Source organism: Vreelandella sp. 162(4c) (genome assembly GCF_058152265.1).
Genome location: NZ_CM176981.1, coordinates 1,686,049 through 1,705,434 on the forward strand (window position 1 = coordinate 1,686,049; position 19,386 = coordinate 1,705,434).

General features: G+C 52.5%; 21 protein-coding genes. 14 read left to right on the forward strand and 7 right to left on the reverse strand.

Features of this window, described 5'->3' with window-relative positions:
• Nucleotides 1–104: 104 nt before the first annotated feature.
• The 4 genes from AC4EYZ_RS07585 (at nt 105) to AC4EYZ_RS07600 (ending at nt 2,798) form a co-directional block, all read left to right on the forward strand.
• Complete coding sequence (locus tag AC4EYZ_RS07585; RefSeq protein ID WP_244317809.1) at nt 105–872, forward strand: cation diffusion facilitator family transporter; 768 nt, start codon at nt 105–107, stop codon at nt 870–872.
• Entirely contained in the window at nt 863–1,018 is a 156-nt protein-coding gene (locus tag AC4EYZ_RS07590; RefSeq protein ID WP_244317804.1) for a hypothetical protein, read from the forward strand. Before AC4EYZ_RS07585 ends, AC4EYZ_RS07590 begins: the two co-directional genes overlap by 10 nt.
• 113 nt (nt 1,019–1,131) lie before the next feature.
• On the forward strand, nt 1,132–1,809 hold the full coding sequence (locus AC4EYZ_RS07595; RefSeq protein ID WP_022521292.1) for a DsbA family protein: 678 nt from the start codon (nt 1,132–1,134) through the stop codon (nt 1,807–1,809).
• Complete coding sequence (locus AC4EYZ_RS07600) at nt 1,809–2,798, forward strand: M23 family metallopeptidase (RefSeq protein ID WP_141439928.1); 990 nt, start codon at nt 1,809–1,811, stop codon at nt 2,796–2,798. The genes AC4EYZ_RS07595 and AC4EYZ_RS07600 overlap by 1 nt, the downstream gene beginning before the upstream one ends.
• 93 nt (nt 2,799–2,891) lie before the next feature.
• On the opposite strand, the gene cadR is transcribed toward AC4EYZ_RS07600, so the two are convergent.
• Nucleotides 2,892–3,299: a Cd(II)/Pb(II)-responsive transcriptional regulator gene (cadR, locus tag AC4EYZ_RS07605; RefSeq protein ID WP_085920374.1), complete on the reverse strand. Its 408-nt coding sequence runs from the start codon at nt 3,297–3,299 to the stop codon at nt 2,892–2,894.
• A 98-nt stretch (nt 3,300–3,397) separates the two neighbouring features.
• On the opposite strand from cadR, the gene AC4EYZ_RS07610 reads away from it, so the two are divergent.
• The 3 genes from AC4EYZ_RS07610 (at nt 3,398) to AC4EYZ_RS07620 (ending at nt 5,605) form a co-directional block, all read left to right on the forward strand.
• Nucleotides 3,398–4,294, forward strand: coding sequence for a cation efflux transmembrane domain-containing protein (locus AC4EYZ_RS07610; RefSeq protein ID WP_085920394.1), 897 nt, complete (start codon nt 3,398–3,400; stop codon nt 4,292–4,294).
• A gap of 87 nt (nt 4,295–4,381) precedes the next feature.
• Complete coding sequence (locus AC4EYZ_RS07615) at nt 4,382–5,197, forward strand: ZIP family metal transporter (protein ID WP_227404214.1); 816 nt, start codon at nt 4,382–4,384, stop codon at nt 5,195–5,197.
• 132 nt (nt 5,198–5,329) lie between these two features.
• Entirely contained in the window at nt 5,330–5,605 is a 276-nt protein-coding gene (locus AC4EYZ_RS07620; RefSeq protein ID WP_242007719.1) for a ZIP family metal transporter, read from the forward strand.
• Between the two features lie 28 nt (nt 5,606–5,633).
• Here AC4EYZ_RS07620 and AC4EYZ_RS07625 read toward each other — a convergent pair whose 3' ends face one another.
• Nucleotides 5,634–6,092 carry a MerR family transcriptional regulator gene (locus AC4EYZ_RS07625; RefSeq protein WP_127062889.1) on the reverse strand — a complete coding sequence of 153 codons (459 nt, stop codon included), beginning with the start codon at nt 6,090–6,092 and terminating at the stop codon, nt 5,634–5,636.
• 86 nt (nt 6,093–6,178) lie between these two features.
• On the opposite strand from AC4EYZ_RS07625, the gene AC4EYZ_RS07630 reads away from it, so the two are divergent.
• The 6 genes from AC4EYZ_RS07630 (at nt 6,179) to AC4EYZ_RS07655 (ending at nt 12,851) form a co-directional block, all read left to right on the forward strand.
• On the forward strand, nt 6,179–8,365 hold the full coding sequence (locus AC4EYZ_RS07630) for a heavy metal translocating P-type ATPase (protein ID WP_141439929.1): 2,187 nt from the start codon (nt 6,179–6,181) through the stop codon (nt 8,363–8,365).
• Nucleotides 8,362–8,865 (forward strand): signal peptidase II, encoded by a 504-nt coding sequence (gene lspA, locus AC4EYZ_RS07635; RefSeq protein ID WP_141439930.1) that lies wholly within the window; start codon nt 8,362–8,364, stop codon nt 8,863–8,865. Before AC4EYZ_RS07630 ends, lspA begins: the two co-directional genes overlap by 4 nt.
• Before the next feature lie 4 nt (nt 8,866–8,869).
• The gene (lnt, locus tag AC4EYZ_RS07640) at nt 8,870–10,402 is read left to right on the forward strand and encodes an apolipoprotein N-acyltransferase (RefSeq protein WP_141441464.1); all 1,533 of its coding nucleotides are present in this window, start codon (nt 8,870–8,872) and stop codon (nt 10,400–10,402) included.
• A 53-nt stretch (nt 10,403–10,455) separates the two neighbouring features.
• Complete coding sequence (locus AC4EYZ_RS07645; protein WP_141441465.1) at nt 10,456–11,478, forward strand: L,D-transpeptidase family protein; 1,023 nt, start codon at nt 10,456–10,458, stop codon at nt 11,476–11,478.
• 277 nt (nt 11,479–11,755) lie between these two features.
• Complete coding sequence (locus AC4EYZ_RS07650) at nt 11,756–12,541, forward strand: cytochrome c oxidase assembly protein (protein ID WP_233975634.1); 786 nt, start codon at nt 11,756–11,758, stop codon at nt 12,539–12,541.
• Complete coding sequence (locus tag AC4EYZ_RS07655) at nt 12,519–12,851, forward strand: copper chaperone PCu(A)C (RefSeq protein WP_233975635.1); 333 nt, start codon at nt 12,519–12,521, stop codon at nt 12,849–12,851. Before AC4EYZ_RS07650 ends, AC4EYZ_RS07655 begins: the two co-directional genes overlap by 23 nt.
• 182 nt (nt 12,852–13,033) lie before the next feature.
• Here AC4EYZ_RS07655 and AC4EYZ_RS07660 read toward each other — a convergent pair whose 3' ends face one another.
• Nucleotides 13,034–14,032 carry an IS5 family transposase gene (locus AC4EYZ_RS07660; RefSeq protein WP_141439932.1) on the reverse strand — a complete coding sequence of 333 codons (999 nt, stop codon included), beginning with the start codon at nt 14,030–14,032 and terminating at the stop codon, nt 13,034–13,036.
• A gap of 73 nt (nt 14,033–14,105) precedes the next feature.
• Between AC4EYZ_RS07660 and AC4EYZ_RS07665 the strand changes: the two genes are divergently transcribed.
• The gene (locus tag AC4EYZ_RS07665; protein ID WP_141439933.1) at nt 14,106–15,857 is read left to right on the forward strand and encodes a hypothetical protein; all 1,752 of its coding nucleotides are present in this window, start codon (nt 14,106–14,108) and stop codon (nt 15,855–15,857) included.
• Between the two features lie 327 nt (nt 15,858–16,184).
• Here AC4EYZ_RS07665 and AC4EYZ_RS07670 read toward each other — a convergent pair whose 3' ends face one another.
• From AC4EYZ_RS07670 to AC4EYZ_RS07685, 4 genes are all read right to left on the reverse strand, one after another.
• A complete protein-coding gene (locus AC4EYZ_RS07670) occupies nt 16,185–16,553 on the reverse strand; it encodes a hypothetical protein (protein ID WP_141439934.1) in 369 nt (122 codons plus the stop codon).
• A gap of 75 nt (nt 16,554–16,628) precedes the next feature.
• On the reverse strand, nt 16,629–18,296 hold the full coding sequence (locus tag AC4EYZ_RS07675; protein WP_141439935.1) for a phosphoethanolamine transferase: 1,668 nt from the start codon (nt 18,294–18,296) through the stop codon (nt 16,629–16,631).
• Between the two features lie 24 nt (nt 18,297–18,320).
• Nucleotides 18,321–19,007 carry a phosphatase PAP2 family protein gene (locus tag AC4EYZ_RS07680; protein ID WP_141439936.1) on the reverse strand — a complete coding sequence of 229 codons (687 nt, stop codon included), beginning with the start codon at nt 19,005–19,007 and terminating at the stop codon, nt 18,321–18,323.
• On the reverse strand, nt 18,989–19,366 hold the full coding sequence (locus tag AC4EYZ_RS07685; RefSeq protein ID WP_233975619.1) for a diacylglycerol kinase: 378 nt from the start codon (nt 19,364–19,366) through the stop codon (nt 18,989–18,991). Before AC4EYZ_RS07685 ends, AC4EYZ_RS07680 begins: the two co-directional genes overlap by 19 nt.
• Nucleotides 19,367–19,386 lie beyond the last annotated feature (20 nt).

Below are 19,386 nucleotides of genomic sequence, written 5' to 3' on the forward strand. Positions count from 1 at the left end.
TCTTCCCAATCAAGCGATGCAAATAGACAATGCTCAAGGGTTGAAGCTTTAGTTGCTAGAGGTTTTATAGTACCAAGAACAGATAATTCGAGAGAGGGTAACAGATGGGACATCATCATGATCATCCCCACATTGATCCTGCCTCTGGCGACCGGCGCGTCAGCATCTCCATTTGGGCCAATGGGCTCTTAACCATCGCTCAAATCGTCGGTGGCATTATGGCGGGAAGCTTATCGCTGATCGCTGATGCGTTACATAACTTTTCAGACATGGCAGCGTTAGTCATTGCCTTTGCCGCTCGTAAAATCGCCAGACGGCCCGCCGATGCGCACATGACCTTTGGCTATGGCCGCATCGAGATAGTGGCAGCACTCATCAACTACACCACCCTCATTATTGTCGGCGTCTACCTGATTTACGAAGGCGCTATGCGGATGATCGATCCTCCTGAAATAGAGGGATGGACGATCGTGATTATTGGTGGCGTCGCGCTTGTCGTCGATGCCCTTACCGCCGTGCTCACGTGGTCAATGCAAAAAGAGAGTGTCAATATCCGCGCCCTTTTTCTGCATAACTTATCGGATGCTTTTGCCTCCATCGCCGTGATTATCGGTGGTTCGCTTATTTTACTGTACGACATGCGCTGGGTAGACCCCGCGATCACGATAGGGATTGCGCTATATATTCTTTACCTAGCCTTCTCTGAAATTGGCGGCCCTATCCGTACGCTAATGCTGGGATCTCCCCCGGACATTGACGGGCAGGCAGTCGTTGAGACCGTACGAGATATCGAGAGAGTCCAGGATATTCACCATGTGCATCTATGCAGATGCAGGAAAACACGGCAGCCCTTGACTGCCACGTGGTTCTGACAGAAACCGGCTGGCAGCAGCTTGAATCCGTCAAAGCAGAGATCAAGGAGCAGCTAAAAACGCGCTTCAATATTGCTCATTCCAGCCTAGAGTTTGAGCATAGTGACCACGCCCATCAAAATGCCTATCTATATGGGCATGAGTGACAGACCGAGGCCGGCTCCCGGCTTAGGTAGATAGCGAGCAGCTTACTCCCATAGCGATTGGCTTATTTTTCAACCCGACTTTTCCACCCTATCGTTGAGACAGAGAGAAAAACATGTTCAAAAAAGCGTCTTTTATATTGGCCGGTACGTTAATGCTGACCGCTGCGATCGTCGCCGTATCGAAACCTGCCCTCTTAGACATGCAAGCTCAGGCAGCAAAGGAGAGCGGTGTCCAGGCAGAGGACTCCTTGGTGCGCTCACACTCCCCCATCTTGGGGCGAGAAGACGCGCCGGTGACGATTGTGGAATTCTTCGATCCGGCTTGCGAAGCCTGCCGTGCTTTCTATCCCCTGACAAAAAGTATTCTGGAAACCTACCCAGAAAAAGTGCGGCTCATCGTGCGCTACACTCCTTTCCACGGCGACGTATCTGATAAGGCCATTCGGGTATTAGAAGTTGCTCGTCGTCAGGGCGTCTTTGAACCGGTACTGGAGAGGCTGCTGGCTCGCCAGGATCAATGGGCTTCACATGGCAGTTTTGATGAATCCGCTATCCTCGATATCGCGAGCCAAGGGGGCCTTGATTTAGCGGCTGCCGAAGAGCAACTGACTTCTGCTGAGGTGCAGGCGGTGATTGACCAAGACATGGCGGATGTCAGAGCCAATCAGATTCGCCAAACACCCACCTTTTTTGTCAATGGCGAGCCTTTAGACCCCTTTGGTATGCAAGAGCTGATTGATGCCGTCGAGAGTGAAGTAGCGGAGATCTCTGGGGAAGAGGATGGCCAGTGATGCAGCGCTGGTGGTTACTAGGCTTGGTGGGCTTTTACCCCTTGCTAGCCGAAGCCAATTGGCAAACGCATCTTTCGTTGCCGCCGTCTGAACTTAGCCCTGTCAGGTTACAAGCGACTAGCGAGCAAGAAGGCACATTACCGCTTGATAGCGTTGATACCCTAACCTTTGGGCGTGATGTCATCATTGATACCACCCTCTACGAGGCTTTAGCAGCAGAAGGTGTCCCTACGCGTTTCGCCAGTAAACTGGAAATACTGCTCAGCGAGTTTATCGCAGCGCCGCTGGAGTTTTCTGGCAGTGAACGTATTCAATTAGTGTGGGAGGAAGATCGACGCCAGGACGGCACCCGTGTTGGGCCACCACGCCTCAGTTATGCAGCTCTGCCTGATCAGGCAGAGCCCTTGGAGGTCGTTTGGCCGGTCACCCAAAAGGGGGACGTAGCTCTTTTCAAAAGCGACACCCTGCTAGGCACGTTGCGGTTGCCCGTGCTTAGTGCCCGCTTAACGTCTCGCTTTGGGAATCGGCGACATCCTGTGTATGGAGGGATGCGTCCTCATAATGGAATTGACTTGGCTGCGCCGACAGGAACGCCGGTCATTGCCACCGCACCTGGGCGCGTATCCTTTATGGGTCGCCAAGGGGGATATGGGCAGGTGATCGAGGTGGAGCACGACACAGGGGCCATTAGTCGCTACACACACCTTAGCCGAATCTCCCCACAGCTAGTGGTTGGGGATTTAGTCAACGCGGGAGAGTCGCTCGGAGAGGTAGGTTCGTCCGGGGTCGCCACGGGCTCCAACCTGCATTACGAAGTGAGAGTCAATAACCAGCCTGTTGATCCCCTTGGTCAAGGTCAACGCATCATGCTAGGCAAACAGCCGACTCAAAGTGAATATCAAGCGTCACTTTACGAGGCAAGAGATCGCTTAGAACAAGCTATCGGTACGGCTTCTATTTACGTTCTGATTTCACTTAACGAGCAATAAAATTTAGATAAGTGGATTAAATGGTGGGTGTCACCTTTGCATGAGAGTGAGGCAAACCGACCTCTCATCGGAATATCTGGTTGATGCTTGAGCCTACTGTGAGTACATATTTCCTTCGCTAATTCCGGCAAGAACGCCACACGCTTCAATTTCTCGATCATCATTGCAACATGCTCGCAGTGAAATGAGATGTTTCTCAAGCGTTTGCAGAGCGGTTATCTGCGATTGCACATGAGAGATGTGCTCATCCAGCATTGCGTTGACGGCAGTACACGGCTGGTGAGGGTCGTCCTGATAGCGTTGTAGCTCGCGAATCTCTGTCAGTGACAGATCAAGGATTCGACAGTGACGGATAAAGGCAAGCCGCTCACCATGCTTCTCGTTATAAATGCGGTAACCATTCTGCTGGCGGTCTGGCAGCGGCAACAGGCCCTGTTTTTCATAGAAGCGGATCGTCTGCGTGTCGATACCCGCTATCTGGGCTAACTGACCAATGCGCATCAGGCTTACTCCTTAACGGATCATCTGTCCTATTGACCTTATAGTGACTATATAGTTTTAAATGATGACAAACTATGTTGGCTAACTGGAGCCGTACCGTGCGTAAAACCTGTGGAGGCCCATGTGGCTGCGACGCAACGTCTGCAACGGATACCGATATGCCGGTCTTCTCCGAAGCGTCAGGGAAGTATGTCAGTGTGTATGCCGTGCCGAAGATGGATTGTCCTTCAGAAGAACGGATGATCCGCTTGGCGCTGAATGGCTTTGATGAGATTCAAACGCTGTCATTTGACTTGTCGAACCGCCGGTTGGAGGTCTTGCATGATGGTGAGGCTGAGCCCATTACCGCGAAACTGGCAACCTTGGGGCTAGGTGCTTCTCTTCAGGAAACTGTCATTGCCGACCCAGAGACAATTAGGGCCGCTGAGAGCTCGGCGGCTTCTGCGACGCAGGAGTCTGGCACCCTGCGCGTGTTGCTCGGCATCAATGCGCTCATGTTCGTGGTGGAAATGACTGCTGGCCTGATCGCCCAGTCTACCGGCTTGATCGCTGATTCCCTGGACATGTTTGCCGATGCAGCTGTCTATGGCCTGGCCCTCTATGCCGTAGGGCACAGTGCGAAGATGCAGGTACGTGCCGCGCATCTGGCTGGGGTACTGCAACTGATTTTGGCTATCGGCGTGCTCGTCGAGGTGGTGCGACGCTTTGTATTCGGCAGTGAGCCCGAATCACTGATGATGATGGCCATCGCCTTCGTCGCGTTGATCGCCAATACCGGTTGTCTGCTGTTGATATACAAGCACCGCGAGGGCGGCGCGCATATGAAGGCAAGCTGGATATTCTCGGCCAATGATGTGTTGATCAATATGGGCGTCATCACCGCCGGTGCCTTGGTCGCCTGGACGGGGTCTAGCTACCCTGACCTGATTATCGGTACCATCGTGGGCCTGATCGTCCTCAACGGCGCCCGGCGCATCCTAGCGCTCAAGGCATAAGGCTGCACGGTATGCAGCTATCGATGCCTGGGACACTTAATCGAAGTGGCTGTACAAGTGCGCTAGGCCTGAACGACTACGAGTAGCGTGAGGTCCGGAACTAGTAAGGCAGCGTATCTAGGAATCTACCAAGGAAGGAAGATGATGGATAGTATTTGGCTGGTACTCGGCTTGGCGCTGTTGCCCGCGTTGGGAAACTTCAGCGGCGGGCTTGCTGCGGAGGCCTCCCGAACGACAGGGCGCCGTCTCAATTACGCCCTTCACGGTGCTGCCGGCCTCGTCATTGCGGTGGTGGCGGTGGAAATCATGCCACGTGTGCTGGAGAGCCTTTCAGCCTGGCTAATCGCCCTCGCTTTCGCGCTGGGTGGCATTGTTTACGTAGGCCTTGAGAAGCTCGTTGAGAGTCTCCAGAAGCGGCAAGGTCAGCAGAAAGAAGGCAGTCAGACGAGTGTCTGGATGATCTATATCGCCGTGTCCATCGACCTGTTCAGCGATGGCCTCCTGATCGGGGCGGGGTCGGCGGTCTCACCGTCGGTCGCGATAATACTGGCGGCGGGGCAGGTGCTCGCGGATGGCCCTGAGGGGTTCGCGATGATCGCCAACATGAAAGACAAAGGAATTCCCCGCAGCAAGCGCTTGCTGATCTCTGCCTCCTTGGCGGTTCCCGTACTCTCGGCAGCCATCTTCGCTTATTTCGTGCTCAGGGACCTACCGGAAGCGTTCAAGCTAGCAGCATTGACGTTCACGGCAGGCCTTCTCACGGTCGCTGCCATCGAGGACATGATATCCGAGGCTCATGAGAGCGGAGAAGATACCCACGTCTCGCCGCTGGCCTTCATAGGCGGCTTTGTCCTGTTCGTTCTGGTATCGGCAGGCTTGGAAGGGGTTGTGTCACAAGGCTAATGTACAGCTCTCCAATAAAGCCCCTGTCGTGCTGGCCCACGAAGCAGCCCCTGTTTACGGTGCACCTAGTCGTGGACAGAAATATTCACTTTCCCCCCAGGTCAATCCCGCCGAATGGGTTGATGTGCAAGAATGCCAAGCGTGGGCTATTCACGTTGGCGGTCATGGACGATTGCCGCCCTTACGGGGCTTGTTGAACCGTTGGGTGGCTTATTAGGCGCTGGAGTCATCAGCATGTCACAAGCGCTACTTCCCTGGGGTTTGGCCTTTGCGGCGGGAGCGATGCTGTATGTGATTAGTCATGAGATTATTCCCGAAACTCATCGGAGCGGGCACCAAAAAAAGGCCACGCTGGGCCTCTCCATCGGATTGGTACTCATGCTGTTTTTGGATGTTTCTCTGGGCTAACCAGTGGGCGTGGGGCGTAGCGTTAGTTCTAACCCAAGTCGTGAGCCCCTCCGTGCGATTTTTCAGTGATACAGAGCTGATGATCACTGATGACCTCAATGATTCGGCAGCTTTCCACTTTGCCACCGGCACACTGTGTGACCATCCGTTGAAGCTCCTCACGCAGTGCGGACAGTCGTTGAAGGCGGGATTCCACTTTCTTTAGGTGATGCGTGGCGATGGCATCGACTTCTTGGCAAGGCATGTCAGGTTGATCTGACATGGCCAAAAGCTCTCGCACTGACTCTACCGAAAAGCCAAAGTCTCGGGCATGACGAATAAAGGTCAAGCGCCGCACAGCGTCGTCTCCATAGCGGCGCTGCCCCCCACCGGTTCGTGTCGCATCGCGCAACAGCCCAATACGCTCGTAATAGCGAACCGTTTCAGGTTTGCAATCGGCTCGTCGTGCTAACTCACCAATGCTGATACTTTGCCCCATCATCGACATGGTAAAACTCCTTACGCAGGGCTTGAAGCTATAGTTGCTACAAGGTTTACACTGCGAAACCATAGCCCATTGGGAGAAGAGGCACCATGAAAACATCAACGCAGGCGACAGCGCCTACCTTTTTGACGCTGCGTGTTGAAGGCATGGACTGCGGCGGTTGTGAGCGCAAGGTCGTGTCGGCGCTAGAGCGGCTGGACGGCATTGAGGAAGTCACGGCAAGCTCGGTCACGGGATCGGTGAAGATTCATCACCACGATCACGGGGCCCCCTCGCGAAAGACCATTGAGGGCATCCTGAACGAACTAGGCTATCAAGTGGCTTCCCATGATGGCCAAACACACGCATCTGGCTCTGCATCCCCTTGGTGGCAAACCGCTAAAGGGCGCTTGGTCATTATCACAGGAAATCTGCTGATCGTGGCCTTCGCGCTTCGTTTAGCATGGCCTGCGCTGGGCAATGTGCCTTTCATTCTGGCCACGCTGGTCGGCTTAATGCCCATTGCGCAGAGTGCCTGGGGTGCCCTCAAGATGCGCAACCCCTTTACCATCGAGATGCTGATGTGCATCGCTGCGCTTGGCGCATTGGCCATCAATGCTGCCGCTGAAGCTGCGATGGTCGTGTTCTTGTTCGCCGTAGGTGAGCTACTCGAAGGGGTAGCTGCTTCTCGGGCGCGCCGCAGTATCTCAGCCTTGGCAAATTTAACACCCTCAACGGCGAGGCTGATGGACAACGGCCATCTGCGTGACGTCTCGGCGGAGTCACTTAAACCCGGTCAGCGTGTGCTGGTGCGGCCCGGTGATCGCGTTCCCTGCGATGGACGCATCCTGGTGGGCACCTCCGACATTGACGAGTCGCCGGTTAACGGCGAGTCCATCCCCCGTTCGCGAGCGCCTGGTGATGACATTTTTGCTGGCACAGTGAATCTTGATGCCGCCCTGGAGGTGGAGGTAACACGAGGCGCTGATGACAATACGATCGCACGCGTTATTCGCCTGGTTGAAGAAGCACAGGCCGCCAAGGCACCGATAGCACGCTTTATTGATCGTTTTGCGTATTACTATATGCCCGCCGTCGTCTTACTCGCCCTCCTGATGGCGATAGTGCCACCGCTGGTATCGACCATGGCATGGTCGGAGTCGATTTACCGTGCGTTAGCATTGCTGTTAATCGCATGCCCCTGCGCGTTAGTCATTTCCACCCCAGCCGCCATCGCCGCAGGCCTCTCGGCGGGCGCTCGGCGCGGCCTACTGATCAAAGGGGGAGCCGTTCTTGAACAGTTAGGTAAGCTTCGCTTGGTGGCATTAGATAAAACGGGCACCCTCACTGCGGGTACCCCAAGAGTCACAGATGTGGAGTCTTGGATCGCTGAGGAAGACGATAACAGCGTATTGCGGCTCGCCGCTGCGATAGAGCGAGATTCCAGTCACCCTATCGCCATGGCTATCGTTGAGCATGCCCGACAGTCAGGCCTAAACCTCCCCACCGTCACTGGCAGTCGTGCTTTGGCGGGGCGCGGTGTCTCAGGCCGGGTGGAGGGTCGCGAGCTGAGCTTAATGACGCCTCGTCACCTTCACGAGCAAGTCATCCTTGAGGAAAGTCTCAGTGCTCGGATTATCGCGTTAGAAGAAGCCGGTAAGAGCCTCGCTCTCCTCGTCGAAGGCGAGCGTTTGTTGGGCTTGATCGCGGTTCGCGATGAGCCACGCGAAGATGCCATTGAAGGCCTAGCGGCGCTATCCCGTTTAGGCGTACAGGCGGTCATGCTCAGCGGTGATAATGCCCGCACCGTCGCTGCCACGGGGGGTCGCTTAGGCATTGAAGCGTACGGCGAACTAATGCCTGAAGACAAGGCAGCGTATGTTCGAGACTGGCAAGCGGCAGGCCGTGGCCCCATCGGTAAAGTAGGCGATGGCATCAACGATGCACCGGCACTCGCGGCAGCCGATGTGGGTATCGCGATGGGGGGCGGCACGGATGTGGCGTTGGAAACCGCCGATGCAGCCTTGCTCAAGAACCGCGTTACCGGCATCGCTGAGCTGATAGACCTCTCTCGTGCCACGCTGCGCAATGTGAAAACCAACGTTGTTCTCGCCCTTGGCTTAAAAGCCATTTTCCTGGTCACCACAGCGCTGGGTATTACCGGTATGTGGATTGCGGTGATGGCCGATACCGGTGCTACCGTCCTGGTGACGTTGAACGCCATGCGACTGCTGGGTTATCGCTTTTCGCCCAGTACCGCATTGACAGGCCTGTCACACGGAAAAACAACGTCATGAGAACAGCGCAACACGACAGCCCTTCACGACGTTGGCCATGGTTCACATTTGCTTGCGTGTTGGCTCTAGCCGATCAACTGGTCAAAGAAATCGTGCATGCCCAGATGTCGTTTGGCCAAGTCATTCCGCTAACACCGTTTTTTAACTGGGTTTACACCGGTAATACAGGGGCCGCTTTCAGCTTTCTCGCGGAGGCAGGTGGTTGGCAGCGCTACCTCTTTCTTGGTTTAGCGTTGGTGGTGGTCGTCGTATTGCTCGTGCAGCTATGCAAACCCAAGCCGCGCTTGGAAGCCTGTGCGTACAGTCTGATTCTTGGCGGCGCACTCGGTAATACCGTTGATCGCTTAGCGCGTGGGTACGTCGTTGACTACCTGGACGTTTACTGGGGCGAATGGCATTGGCCCGCCTTTAACATGGCCGATATCGCGCTGTTTGCAGGTGTATTGATGTTCGCAGTGGCGTTATGGCGTGAAAGTCCTGCTTTTAAGCGCTCTGAGTAACGCTATGGATGTGGTCGATAAAGATAAAGAATATACGCTTTTTGCTGGGCGCTCCTCACCAATAGTCGATTGCGTTGTAGCGCTCGCCGCTGGGGTACTGACCACCTTGAGTGCCGCCCCCTTTTCCCTATGGTGGCTTGGCCCAGTGGCCGTGGCACTGGTCTATTGGAAAATAGCGTCGCTAACGCCCGCCATGGCCACCCTGCGTGGGTGGTGTTATGGCGTAGGCCTGTTCGGTTCAGGCACGTCGTGGGTCTTCGTTGCTATTCACGATTTCAGTGGCACCGGGGCCTTAGTAGCGATGTTCCTCACCACTCTTTTTGTCAGCGTCCTGGCGCTCTTCTTTGCAGTCCCCTTTGGGCTCTATCGACGCATCACGGGGCCACGGTTCGCCTTTCTTAGCTTTGCCGGTATGTGGGTGGTGAGCGAATGGCTACGCACCTGGTTGCTCACCGGCTTTCCCTGGTTATTGCTGGGCACCTCTCAGATAGATTCTCCACTAGCCCCATGGGCGCCCGTTGGTGGTGTGTACTTGCTGTCACTCATGACCGCGCTGACAGGCACGTTAGGGGTAGAGGTACTGCGTCGCCGCTGGGGTTTCCTCGTCCCAATGGCCGCCTTGTGGATCGTTCCATTCCTATTGCCCGCCCAATGGACAACCCCTGCTGGCAAGCCCATCCAGGTGGCATTGCTGCAAGGGAATCTTGATCAGCGCATTAAGTGGACTGCCCAAGGGCAGCGCGAGGCGGTCAATATCTACACAACAATGACACAAGAGCAAGCAAGGGACATCGATCTCATCGTTTGGCCCGAGGCAGCCCTTCCCATGCTTGAGCAGGAAGCACAGCGAATACTGGAGCAAGTAGCGTCAGACCTGGGGCCTGACACCGCCTTGTTGACTGGCATTTTGCAACGCGATGGTGAAGGGCGCTCTTATAACAGCGTCATAGGGCTAAATGATGTGCAAGGCGAATACCAAAAAGCGCACTTAGTACCCTTTGGCGAGTATTTGCCATTCCAAAGCCTCCTCGCTGACACCCTTGCTTTTTTCGACTTGCCAGCACCCCGCCTGACCCCAGGGTCAGACGAACAGGCTCCGTTACACGTGGCTGGAGCCACCATTGGCACTGCCATCTGTTACGAGATCATTTTCGCCGACCATGTCGCCCAACAGGCGCGTAATGCCGAGCTGCTATTAACGGTTTCCAACGATACGTGGTTTGGGCGTTCCATTGGCCCACACCAACATCTTCAAATGGCGCGTCTACGTGCCTTAGAAAATGGTCGTCACCTACTTCGAGCTACCAGTAATGGCGTGACGGCCATCATCGATTCACAAGGTCACGTCACAGCCCGTGCCCCACAGTTTGAACAGGCCAGTTTAACTGGCAAAGTGACCCCGATGCAGGGCCTAACTCCTTTCACACGCACCGGTAGTGGCCCCTCTTGGATACTCGCTGCCTTGCTGACGCTGCTCGGATTACAACTCAACTTATCTCGATCAAAAAACGACGCATTAGATGAAAAAGGAACCTAGCGATGCTCTCGGTAAATAACGCAGCAATACTTAAGAGACTCCTCCCATGGCCAATGCAGATGGGCTTCATCATGAGTGTGATGGTTTCGTCTCTGGCATGGCTCCCTGTTGCCATGGCGGCACAACCCGCCACTACCCAGGAGACGGAATGGCCCAAGGGGCATTACCCGCTACCTGAGGAAGGCAATATTATCGGAGAGGCTGACACCTTCACCGTGAAGGATTACGACGATACATTGATAGATATTGCCAAGCGTCACAACCTTGGCTATTTGGAGATGACCCGTGCAAATCCAGAGGTCAGCATCTGGGTTCCAGGGGTGGGCACGGAAGTGACTATTCCCGGACGTTTTATTCTGCCGAATGTCGAGCGAACTGGGATCGTAATCAATATTGCCGAGCTGCGGCTTTACTACTACCCAGATGTCAAAAAAGGTGAGACACCGCGCGTTGAGACCTATCCTATCGGCATCGGTCGCGAAGGGTTTGATACCCCTCTCGGTGTGACCGAGACCACCATGAACATTAAAAACCCCGCATGGTACCCGCCTGAGTCGGTAAAACGTGAAGCTGAAGCACGCGGCGAAACCGCGCCAAGTGTTGTCCCGCCCGGCCCCGATAACCCGCTGGGAGACCACGCCATTATCTTAGGCTTCGATGGCTATTTGATTCACGGTACCAACCAGCCCGATGGCATTGGCATGCGTGCAAGCCGTGGCTGTATACGAATGTTGCCTGACGATATTGAATCAATTTTTGACCGCATACCGGCGGGCACCCAGGTCAATATCATCAACCAACCTATTAAAATCGGTTGGGACAACGGACAGCCGCTGGTACAGGCATTACCTCCTTTAGGGGTGGAGGATCACACCGTGACCGCTATATCAGATGCCATTTCACGCCTTGAGCAACGCAATGTAGATGGCGTTAGCTTCGATTACGAACAGCTTAGCGATTTACTAGCATTATCCAACGGGCTTATCGAACCTCTGTATCCGAAGCCGGAACCGAGTAATAAAGAAGACGACAATATCAACAGTGTTTATGAAGAACTGACACTTCATTCGTCGTGAATGTCGATAAAGACAAGGCAGCGCGTTTTGTCAGACCTTAGGAGAACAACGGCTTGGCTACCGTCAAGCCCTTAATATTCGTCGTGTGTTGTTGATTGAGCTCTTCCATCCCTAGCGTAGAAAGAGCTAATACGATCATCACAACGTTGGTAGCATCCACTTGCCGCATCGTGCAGTCGCTGCCTCAATGTGTTTAATCTGAGGGAGAAGGGCTATTGACGTCGCTCTGAGCTACTTAAGGCCTTGGGAGTTCTCACTGACGTGGGCAACCGCCTGTGTGCTGGCTATCGTTCTCTACCTGCGTGGCCTCCGACAGTGCCAACGGCTCGGCGAGCCTACAAGCATAGCCCGCACGTTCACCTACCTGCTCGGAGTTGCGGCGATCTATGGCGTCACCCTGACACATTACGACTACCTCGCTCAGTACATGTTCTTTGCCCATCGTGCCCAACACTTGGTACTGCATCACGCTGCCCCCTTCTTGATCGCTTTGGCAGCACCCCTGCCGGTATTGATCGAAGGTTTGCCAACACGAATTAGACAACTTTCTAGGGGGAGGCTATTCACACATGTGCTGCACCCCGCCTACAGGATACTTCAGCAACCATTAATCGCCACCGTGTTGTTCGTTGGGCTTATCTATTTCTGGCTGATCCCCGAGATCCACTTCGATGCCATGCTGAGCGCTGACCTTTATCAGGTGATGAACTGGAGCATGGCGCTGGATGGGTTACTGTTTTGGTGGCTGATCTTTGATCACCGCTCGCCACTACAAGGTGGACTCGGCTATGGTAAGCGAATTGCCATTCTAATGGCGGTGATCCCACCGCAGATTGTTCTGGGTGCCTACATCGCCTTCAGTGAAGAGGTGATTTTTGATGTCTATGAGGTTTGTGGCCGTGCTTGGCCGTTGGATCCTCTCGATGATCAACGTATTGGCGGCCTGCTGACCTGGATTCCAGCCACCATGATGAGCGCTCTTGGAGTGCTTATTGTTCTTAGCTTTATGTTCCGTGACGCTCGAAATGAGGATACTGTTCATGCTCCCCACCCAACTCGCTAAATTACCGCGATCAGCGAGCATCTGGTGCTCGACTTTTGTGTTGGCTTTCGGAATGCCCGGCACGCTGCTCGCTGCAGATTTGCAGATCTCTGATGCTCGTATACGACTACTGCCAGGCGATATTCCTGCAGCAGGCTACTTTACCCTCACGAATACCGGTGAAACAGGCACCACGCTGATAGGGGCGGATAGCTCGGCCTTTGATAACGTCACGATACATCAAAGTGTCAGTCAGGACGGTTGTCATTTTCAACAATTGTTGCGACTAAACAATAATTGCTGCGACAATCTCTATGTTGAGTTTACATAGAGCGCGCCCTTGTGACCGTTTCCCTCAAACAATACAGAACCTTTAGGGAAACGCTGATCAATTTGTCTCTGGGCAACTGAAGCGCTCAATGTGGCCCGAGTATTGTCTCCGCGTTCACTATTTAGCCGCTGTCGGTGGCGTTTTTTACCTGGCAGCCGTGTTTTCCGGCTGCCAGACCGAATTCAAGACGCACTTACCCCCTTAGGGTGTTTCTGGCATCGTCCAGCGAGTACCAGGTTGGCCAACGCAAATAGGCTGAACAGCTGCGCTTGGTTCTTGGTCAGCCCTTTGTAGCGAACCTTGCGATAGCCGAACAGGTTTTTGATGACATGAAACGGGTGCTCGACCTTGGCGCGGATACTGGCTTTGGTCTTTTCGAATGCCAGCAGCAGCGTTTTCTTCCGGCTGTCTTCCATTTTCTTAATCGCGCCGCGCCTGGCAGCGGCACAGCACCGAGTGGCCGGATCCTGCTTATCTTCACCCAGGTATTTCCCCATGCCGAGATAACCCGCGTCGCCGTATATCCGTTTGTCATCTTCACGAACCAAATGCCCCGTCATGGTGACATCGGCGACATTAGCCGATGTGGCGACCACACTGTGGGTCAGTCCGGTCACGGCATCGACGCCGATATGGGCCTTCATCCCGAAGAACCATTGATTCCCTTTCCGGGTCTGCTTCATCTCCGGATCGCGTTGCTTGGCCTTGTTCTTGGTGGAAGGCGCAGCGGCCACAATGGTGGCGTCGACGATGGTGCCTTCACGCATGAACAAGCCTTGCTCAGCCAGACTGGCGTTGATCTCCTCGAAGATCCGTTGGGTCAGGGCATGCTTCTCCAGAAGGTGGCGGAAACGCAGTAGCGTAGTCGCGTCAGGAACACTCTCAATGGCTAGGTCGATACCGATAAAATCACGCATGGCTTGGCTGTCATAGATAGCATCTTCAAGCGCCTCGTCGGCCAGTGCATACCATTGCTGAAGAAAGTAGACCCGCAACATCCGTTCCAGGCCGATGGGTGGCCGTCCGCGCTTGCCCGCCGACGACGGAAAGTAGGACGGCGACAACGCCTCGATCAGGCGTTGCCATGGCATCAAGGCCTCCATCTGCGCCAGAAACCGTTCCCGGCGGGTGACCTTCTTCTTGTTCTGGTGTTCAGCCTGAGCAAACGAGATCTGCTTCATTGGAAACTCTGTCGGACAGTGGAAGACTATATTTTACCCTGCCGGTGGCACTTAGGCAGCCACGGCTGTATTTATGCAGCGTTTCCTTAGCTTCCCAGATGGCACTCTCAAAGACGAAGCTGAGCGCTTGGTCGTTTGGTGGTATGGGCCTATCTTCAAAAATACTCGCTCACAAAGCGTCCCTAAAATCTATGTGTTTTTAAGACCTATTGATCAGTGGAACAATTTAGGAGATGTGATTAAGCGTGAGACGGTCTTAACGCATGTGGGGCTATTGAGAATAGGGTCTGTCTGGGAAAAGGGGGTGAGCAACTCCCGCATCGCGTTTGATGAGAAAATATTCCCCGTTTCGTTCTCCCCTGGCGGCTGGCGGATTATCTCCTTAGACGACTTGCACAAAGCAGGGCGCAGCCTCCATACCCCCTTTCATGATGCAAGCTATTTACCACTGGATAGAAAGCACAAATCGTACCTGATTGAATTTGACCTCCCAGATGGCAAACATCTGCTCATCCCTTGCACAGAATTTTTTGCACGCGTTTACGGTCGATCCTCTGAAATAAAGCGTGTGCTCGCCACTTACTGTTGGGAGGAAGTCAAAGAACGGCTTTATCGACCGCTTAATGCGCCCCCATCGCCAGGAACCTGGCCTGTCAGATTTACATATCGTGTTCATAGGCACGATGCGATTTTGCTCGCGCACATGCTGTACGACCCCTATGCCGAACAAGCTGCCAGAAATATTTATTCGCAGACTGAAGCCAGCTTCCCCCAAGATAAGATGCTGTTAAAAGTCACTCCCTGGTTTCAAGGCAGCGGGGAAATCTCTGTTTCTGGCGTTCCAATTGATGATGGCAACGCATTTCTAGGCTTGCAGATATTGGGCTGTACCCAGCCCGACGGTGCCACGATCCACCGTGAAAGAGAGAAATCAACGCCGATATCAGCCACCGATGGCGACGACGCACTACCTCAATTTCCCTATAATCAGCTTCAAGATATCCCCGATGTCATTGACCTTACGGATGATGACGAGCCTGACCATGGTTCATCTTGGCTTGATCTTCCTGAGGACGAATTCGTTGTTCTAGGTAAGCCCCGCGCCGTCCTTGATAAACAATATATTCAAAAAAGCGTACCCAGTAAACGAGGCGTTCCGGTTCCTGGTGACGAAACCATTTTCTCCACCGGGGAGCCACATGGATCAGGAAAGGGGGTCGGACAGGCCTCTATTCACGCTCCTATTACACTGGGGTCGCAGGGATTTCTACGTGATATGTGGAATGCGCTGCTCTATTTACAATCTGCTTATCCCAAGTCGGTTCATAGCGTTAGCTGGTTTACCTTTGAAGATGGCTTTAGCACTTCCCCCGACCCTCGATTGATCAGCCTCGAACCTTTCGAAATAGACGACGATGTTGAAACGTCAGTCGCCAATTGGGTTTACATTGATACTCAGACCAAGGTATCTCGCGGGGTGCTCGTCATTAGGGTGCATGTGTTAGATCAAACACTCTATCTCATGGAACTCCAACGCCGCCCTCCTAAACCCAGAGCTGACGGAAGTGAGGAGGTATCCAAACCTCCCTCCTACAAAGGTTTAGTATTCACTCTTAACCATCAAGGTCGCTTTGAGAGTTGGTTACGCCAGGTGCTTTCCAACGTGCGGCTCGTCCAAGGTGTCGTGCAAAAACTGACCGACCACAGTCCCGAGTTTGCCGACACTTTCAAACATCCTAAATCTAAAAGCGAGAGTGTACCTTGTGAAGCCTCTGTGCTTAATGCATTTAGCAAAGTTGGAATTACACGCGATGATCTAGCTTAAAACCTGGATTTAACTCATAGCTAGGTGGCAAGAAGACTACCTATAACTAAAGCTATAAATTTTTACTTTTGGATTGTGCACTGAATTTCTATAGCAATTCATAGGAGAGAAGGTTCTTGGCCATCTAACTACATAAACAGGCTACAATCCCACTAAACTCGTGCTGAGTTCCAGGCAGAACCCACTAACACCGGAGATAGCGAGCTGGTTAACCAGTATGCGGCCTGACCGATTCGACTATCCGCCGTTGGCCTCCCCCCCAGCGGCGATGTTATGGTCTCGATAGTACCAAATATCAGCCTAATGCTGATGGCGTGCCGAAGTTTGCTACCCCAATAAATATAAAATTATTAATGTTCCAACTCCTGCAGTTCCTAATGCGTTGAGCGTATCTATCAAATCATTTTCAACTATTTTTAATACACTGACAGAATCATAGCGTCCAAGTAACTGTGATATACCATTTGACGTTACACTTAATGCGGCGATGGTAATCTCGATTTTTTCTATTCCTGTTAACCACAGCAGAGTCGCTAGCAAAGTAATCAAAACAACGCTAGCTCTAAAGGAAAGCCATTTAGCAGAATGAATAGATGAATTGACACCGCCTAACAAGCCCTCCTCTGTTGCCATTTTTTTGGGTAGCAGCCGTCTCCAAAAACCTTGGCTGGAGTCCAATAAATGCGATAAAACCATATGCATACACCAGAATAATTGAGCAGAATGGATAGCAGCTTGCCATGGAATACTTAACGATCACTTAAGCATTCATTAATTGGCGAGGCTCCGGCACGTTTGGCTAATATCTTTTGCCTGCAGGTAAACGTCCGTTGCTACGTCAAGCAAACCCAGCACACTGTGAAATAAGTTATCGTGCGAGGCGGCTTGATCAGAGACTTGGCGTAAGCAGTCCGTATCAAGCCCTTGTTGCTGTGAAAATGAGTTGGAAAGCCACCAAACCATAGGCACATGCGTCTGTTCGTCAGGGGCAATGGCGTAGGGAATACCGTGCAAATAAAGCCCTTTTTCGCCCAGTGATTCACCATGGTCAGAGAGATAGATCATCGCCGTTGCATAGTCTTCCTGACGCTTTAACGTCTCAATTACCTGATCCAACACAGTGTCGGTATACAGAATGGCATTGTCGTAGCTGTTGGTAATGGCGTCTCTTGAGCACTTGGCTAAATCAGCGGTGGTGCAAGCGGGAACAAAACGTTCGTAGTCATCAGGGTAGCGTTGGTAATAGCTGGGACCATGGTTGCCTAGCTGATGCAGCACGACCACCTGATCAGCTGAGGTACCGCTAATTTGCTTGGTCAAGGCTTGAACCAGTGCTTCATCCAAGCATCGCCCATCTTGACACAAAGACGCATACTCCTCTGGCGAGAGCGCTTTTGTTGTCACTCCGTCGCAGACACCTTTACAGCCTGACTGGTTATCAAGCCAGGTGACCTCTAACCCGGCGTGGGCCAATACGTCCAGCAAGGATTCATGTTGCTGAGCATAAGATTTAGCGTAATCGTCACGCCCTGGTAATGAAAACATGCAGGGTAATGATACTGCTGTGCTTGTACCGCATGAGGAAACATCTGAAAAATTGATAACGTCAGGCTGCAGGGCAAGTTTAGGTGTGGTTTGGCGTTCATAACCATTTAACCCCCAATTCGCCGCCCGTACCGTTTCGCCCACCACGATGACGAGAAGTGTGGGCTTGTCACCCGCTTGTGAACTGATACTGGCGTCCTCACCCACTGGGGAACGCACCGTATTCGCGGAAGCGTGTTGGCTGGAAAGAGCCTGCGCCATCGAAACAATATAATTACCTGGGGTCACCAAATAGCGAAGCTCTTTATTGTTGCGCATGAGTGACGACACTTCTTGGTAAGATAAGAAAATTGCGAACAGCAATATAATAGTGCTGGCAAGGCAATAAGCCGAGCGACGCAACATTGCCTTCTTCCAGGTTGAAGGTGTGATTTTAACGCGCCAAATCATGACGGTAGGCAAGCCAAAAAAGATCGCCAAATGAATCAGTAAACCAGCTGTGAGAAGTTCCTGTGCTTCGTTAGTGTCCGTTTGAAGCACATTGTCTAGCATGGAGGTGTCAAAATAGGTGCCATAGTAACTGGTAAAGTAACTGACAAAGGCGGCAATCAGAAACAGCAAGGTTAATAAAGGTTTTACCAGCGTTCGAAAAGCAAGGCTCACGAAGACCAAATAGTTAAGGCAGGTCATCACCAAAAACATATTGGCAAAGGTTAGCCACGTCTGGACGGCAAGAGGGTCATAGCCAGCAAAGGCTTGTTGCCAAAAAGGGACATTGTAAAAAACACTGAATATGACAACGCCCCATAAGACAAGCTGCTCCGTACTTAATGTAGGGCGATAATGCCAAGCGGTGCCTACAATTTTTGAAGGCAATGATAGCAAAGGACGCATCGAAAGGCTCTCTGTATGAAAAGATTAATGAACGCTGGTGGGTAATAAGAATCTTGAAAGGACAAAGCTTACGGTCCAACAAATCATGACGGTCCAGAGGTCGTGGGAGAGAAAGTGCGCCCCGCGGAACTGTTGAGTGATTCCAAACGTAAGGCCAAGTCCTAAACCCAGTGCAAGCCCTGCCCATCGCCAGTGGGGCCGTATGGCGGTAAAAAAGAAATACAGGGCTATCCACGTATATCCTGCGCTGGCATGCCCGGCGGGAAAGCAGGCGGACGCTGGCATTGAGGAAGGCCTTATGTTGAGCAAGCCAATAAAGTCTCGTGCCCCACCATAGCGAACTAAATCCCAAGGGCATTCCATGCTCACCAAGTGTTTAATAGTTGCTACAAGTAGCGCTGAAAGAAGCGTTGCGGAAAAAAGATATAAAAGCGGAGTTCGATACACTTTAAAGCGAGCAACCACGGTGCTTAGCATCAAAAGGAGGAGTGTGATTAAACCCATCGTTAAGCTTAACCATTTACCACCTTTATGAAGAACATCTTGGGTAATTAAGGTATCTTTCCACGCCCAGGCATTACCCTGAAGGCGATATATAAAATCAGTTATGGTGAAATCTATTTTTAAAACACTGAAGACTGACATGGCGATTAGAAATAAAAGCCATGCTGATGCTACGGGTTTGAGAACATTTAGTAGAGCAGCACGCATAGCCAAATACCCATCATCATAAAAATGGTCATCATGACGGCGGCAGCCCCCATGTCTTTAGCACGCCCGCTAAGTTCGTTATGTTCTAGTCCGATACGGTCAATGGTGCTTTCTATGGCGGAGTTAATGAGCTCCACTATCACTACAAGTGTGAGCGAAGAAAACAGCAATGCTTTTTCCACAGAAGTGACATTAACAAAAAAAACAAAAGGGTAGAGAATGAGACAGAGCACCACCTCTTGTCTAAAGGCAGATTCATTTACCCAGCAAGCTTTTAAACCCGACACTGCATTCATAGAAGCGCGGAAGATGCGTTTAACACCCGTGCCATTAGGTTTTGACGTAGTTGAGATAGGCAAGACAGTACTCTCGATAACGT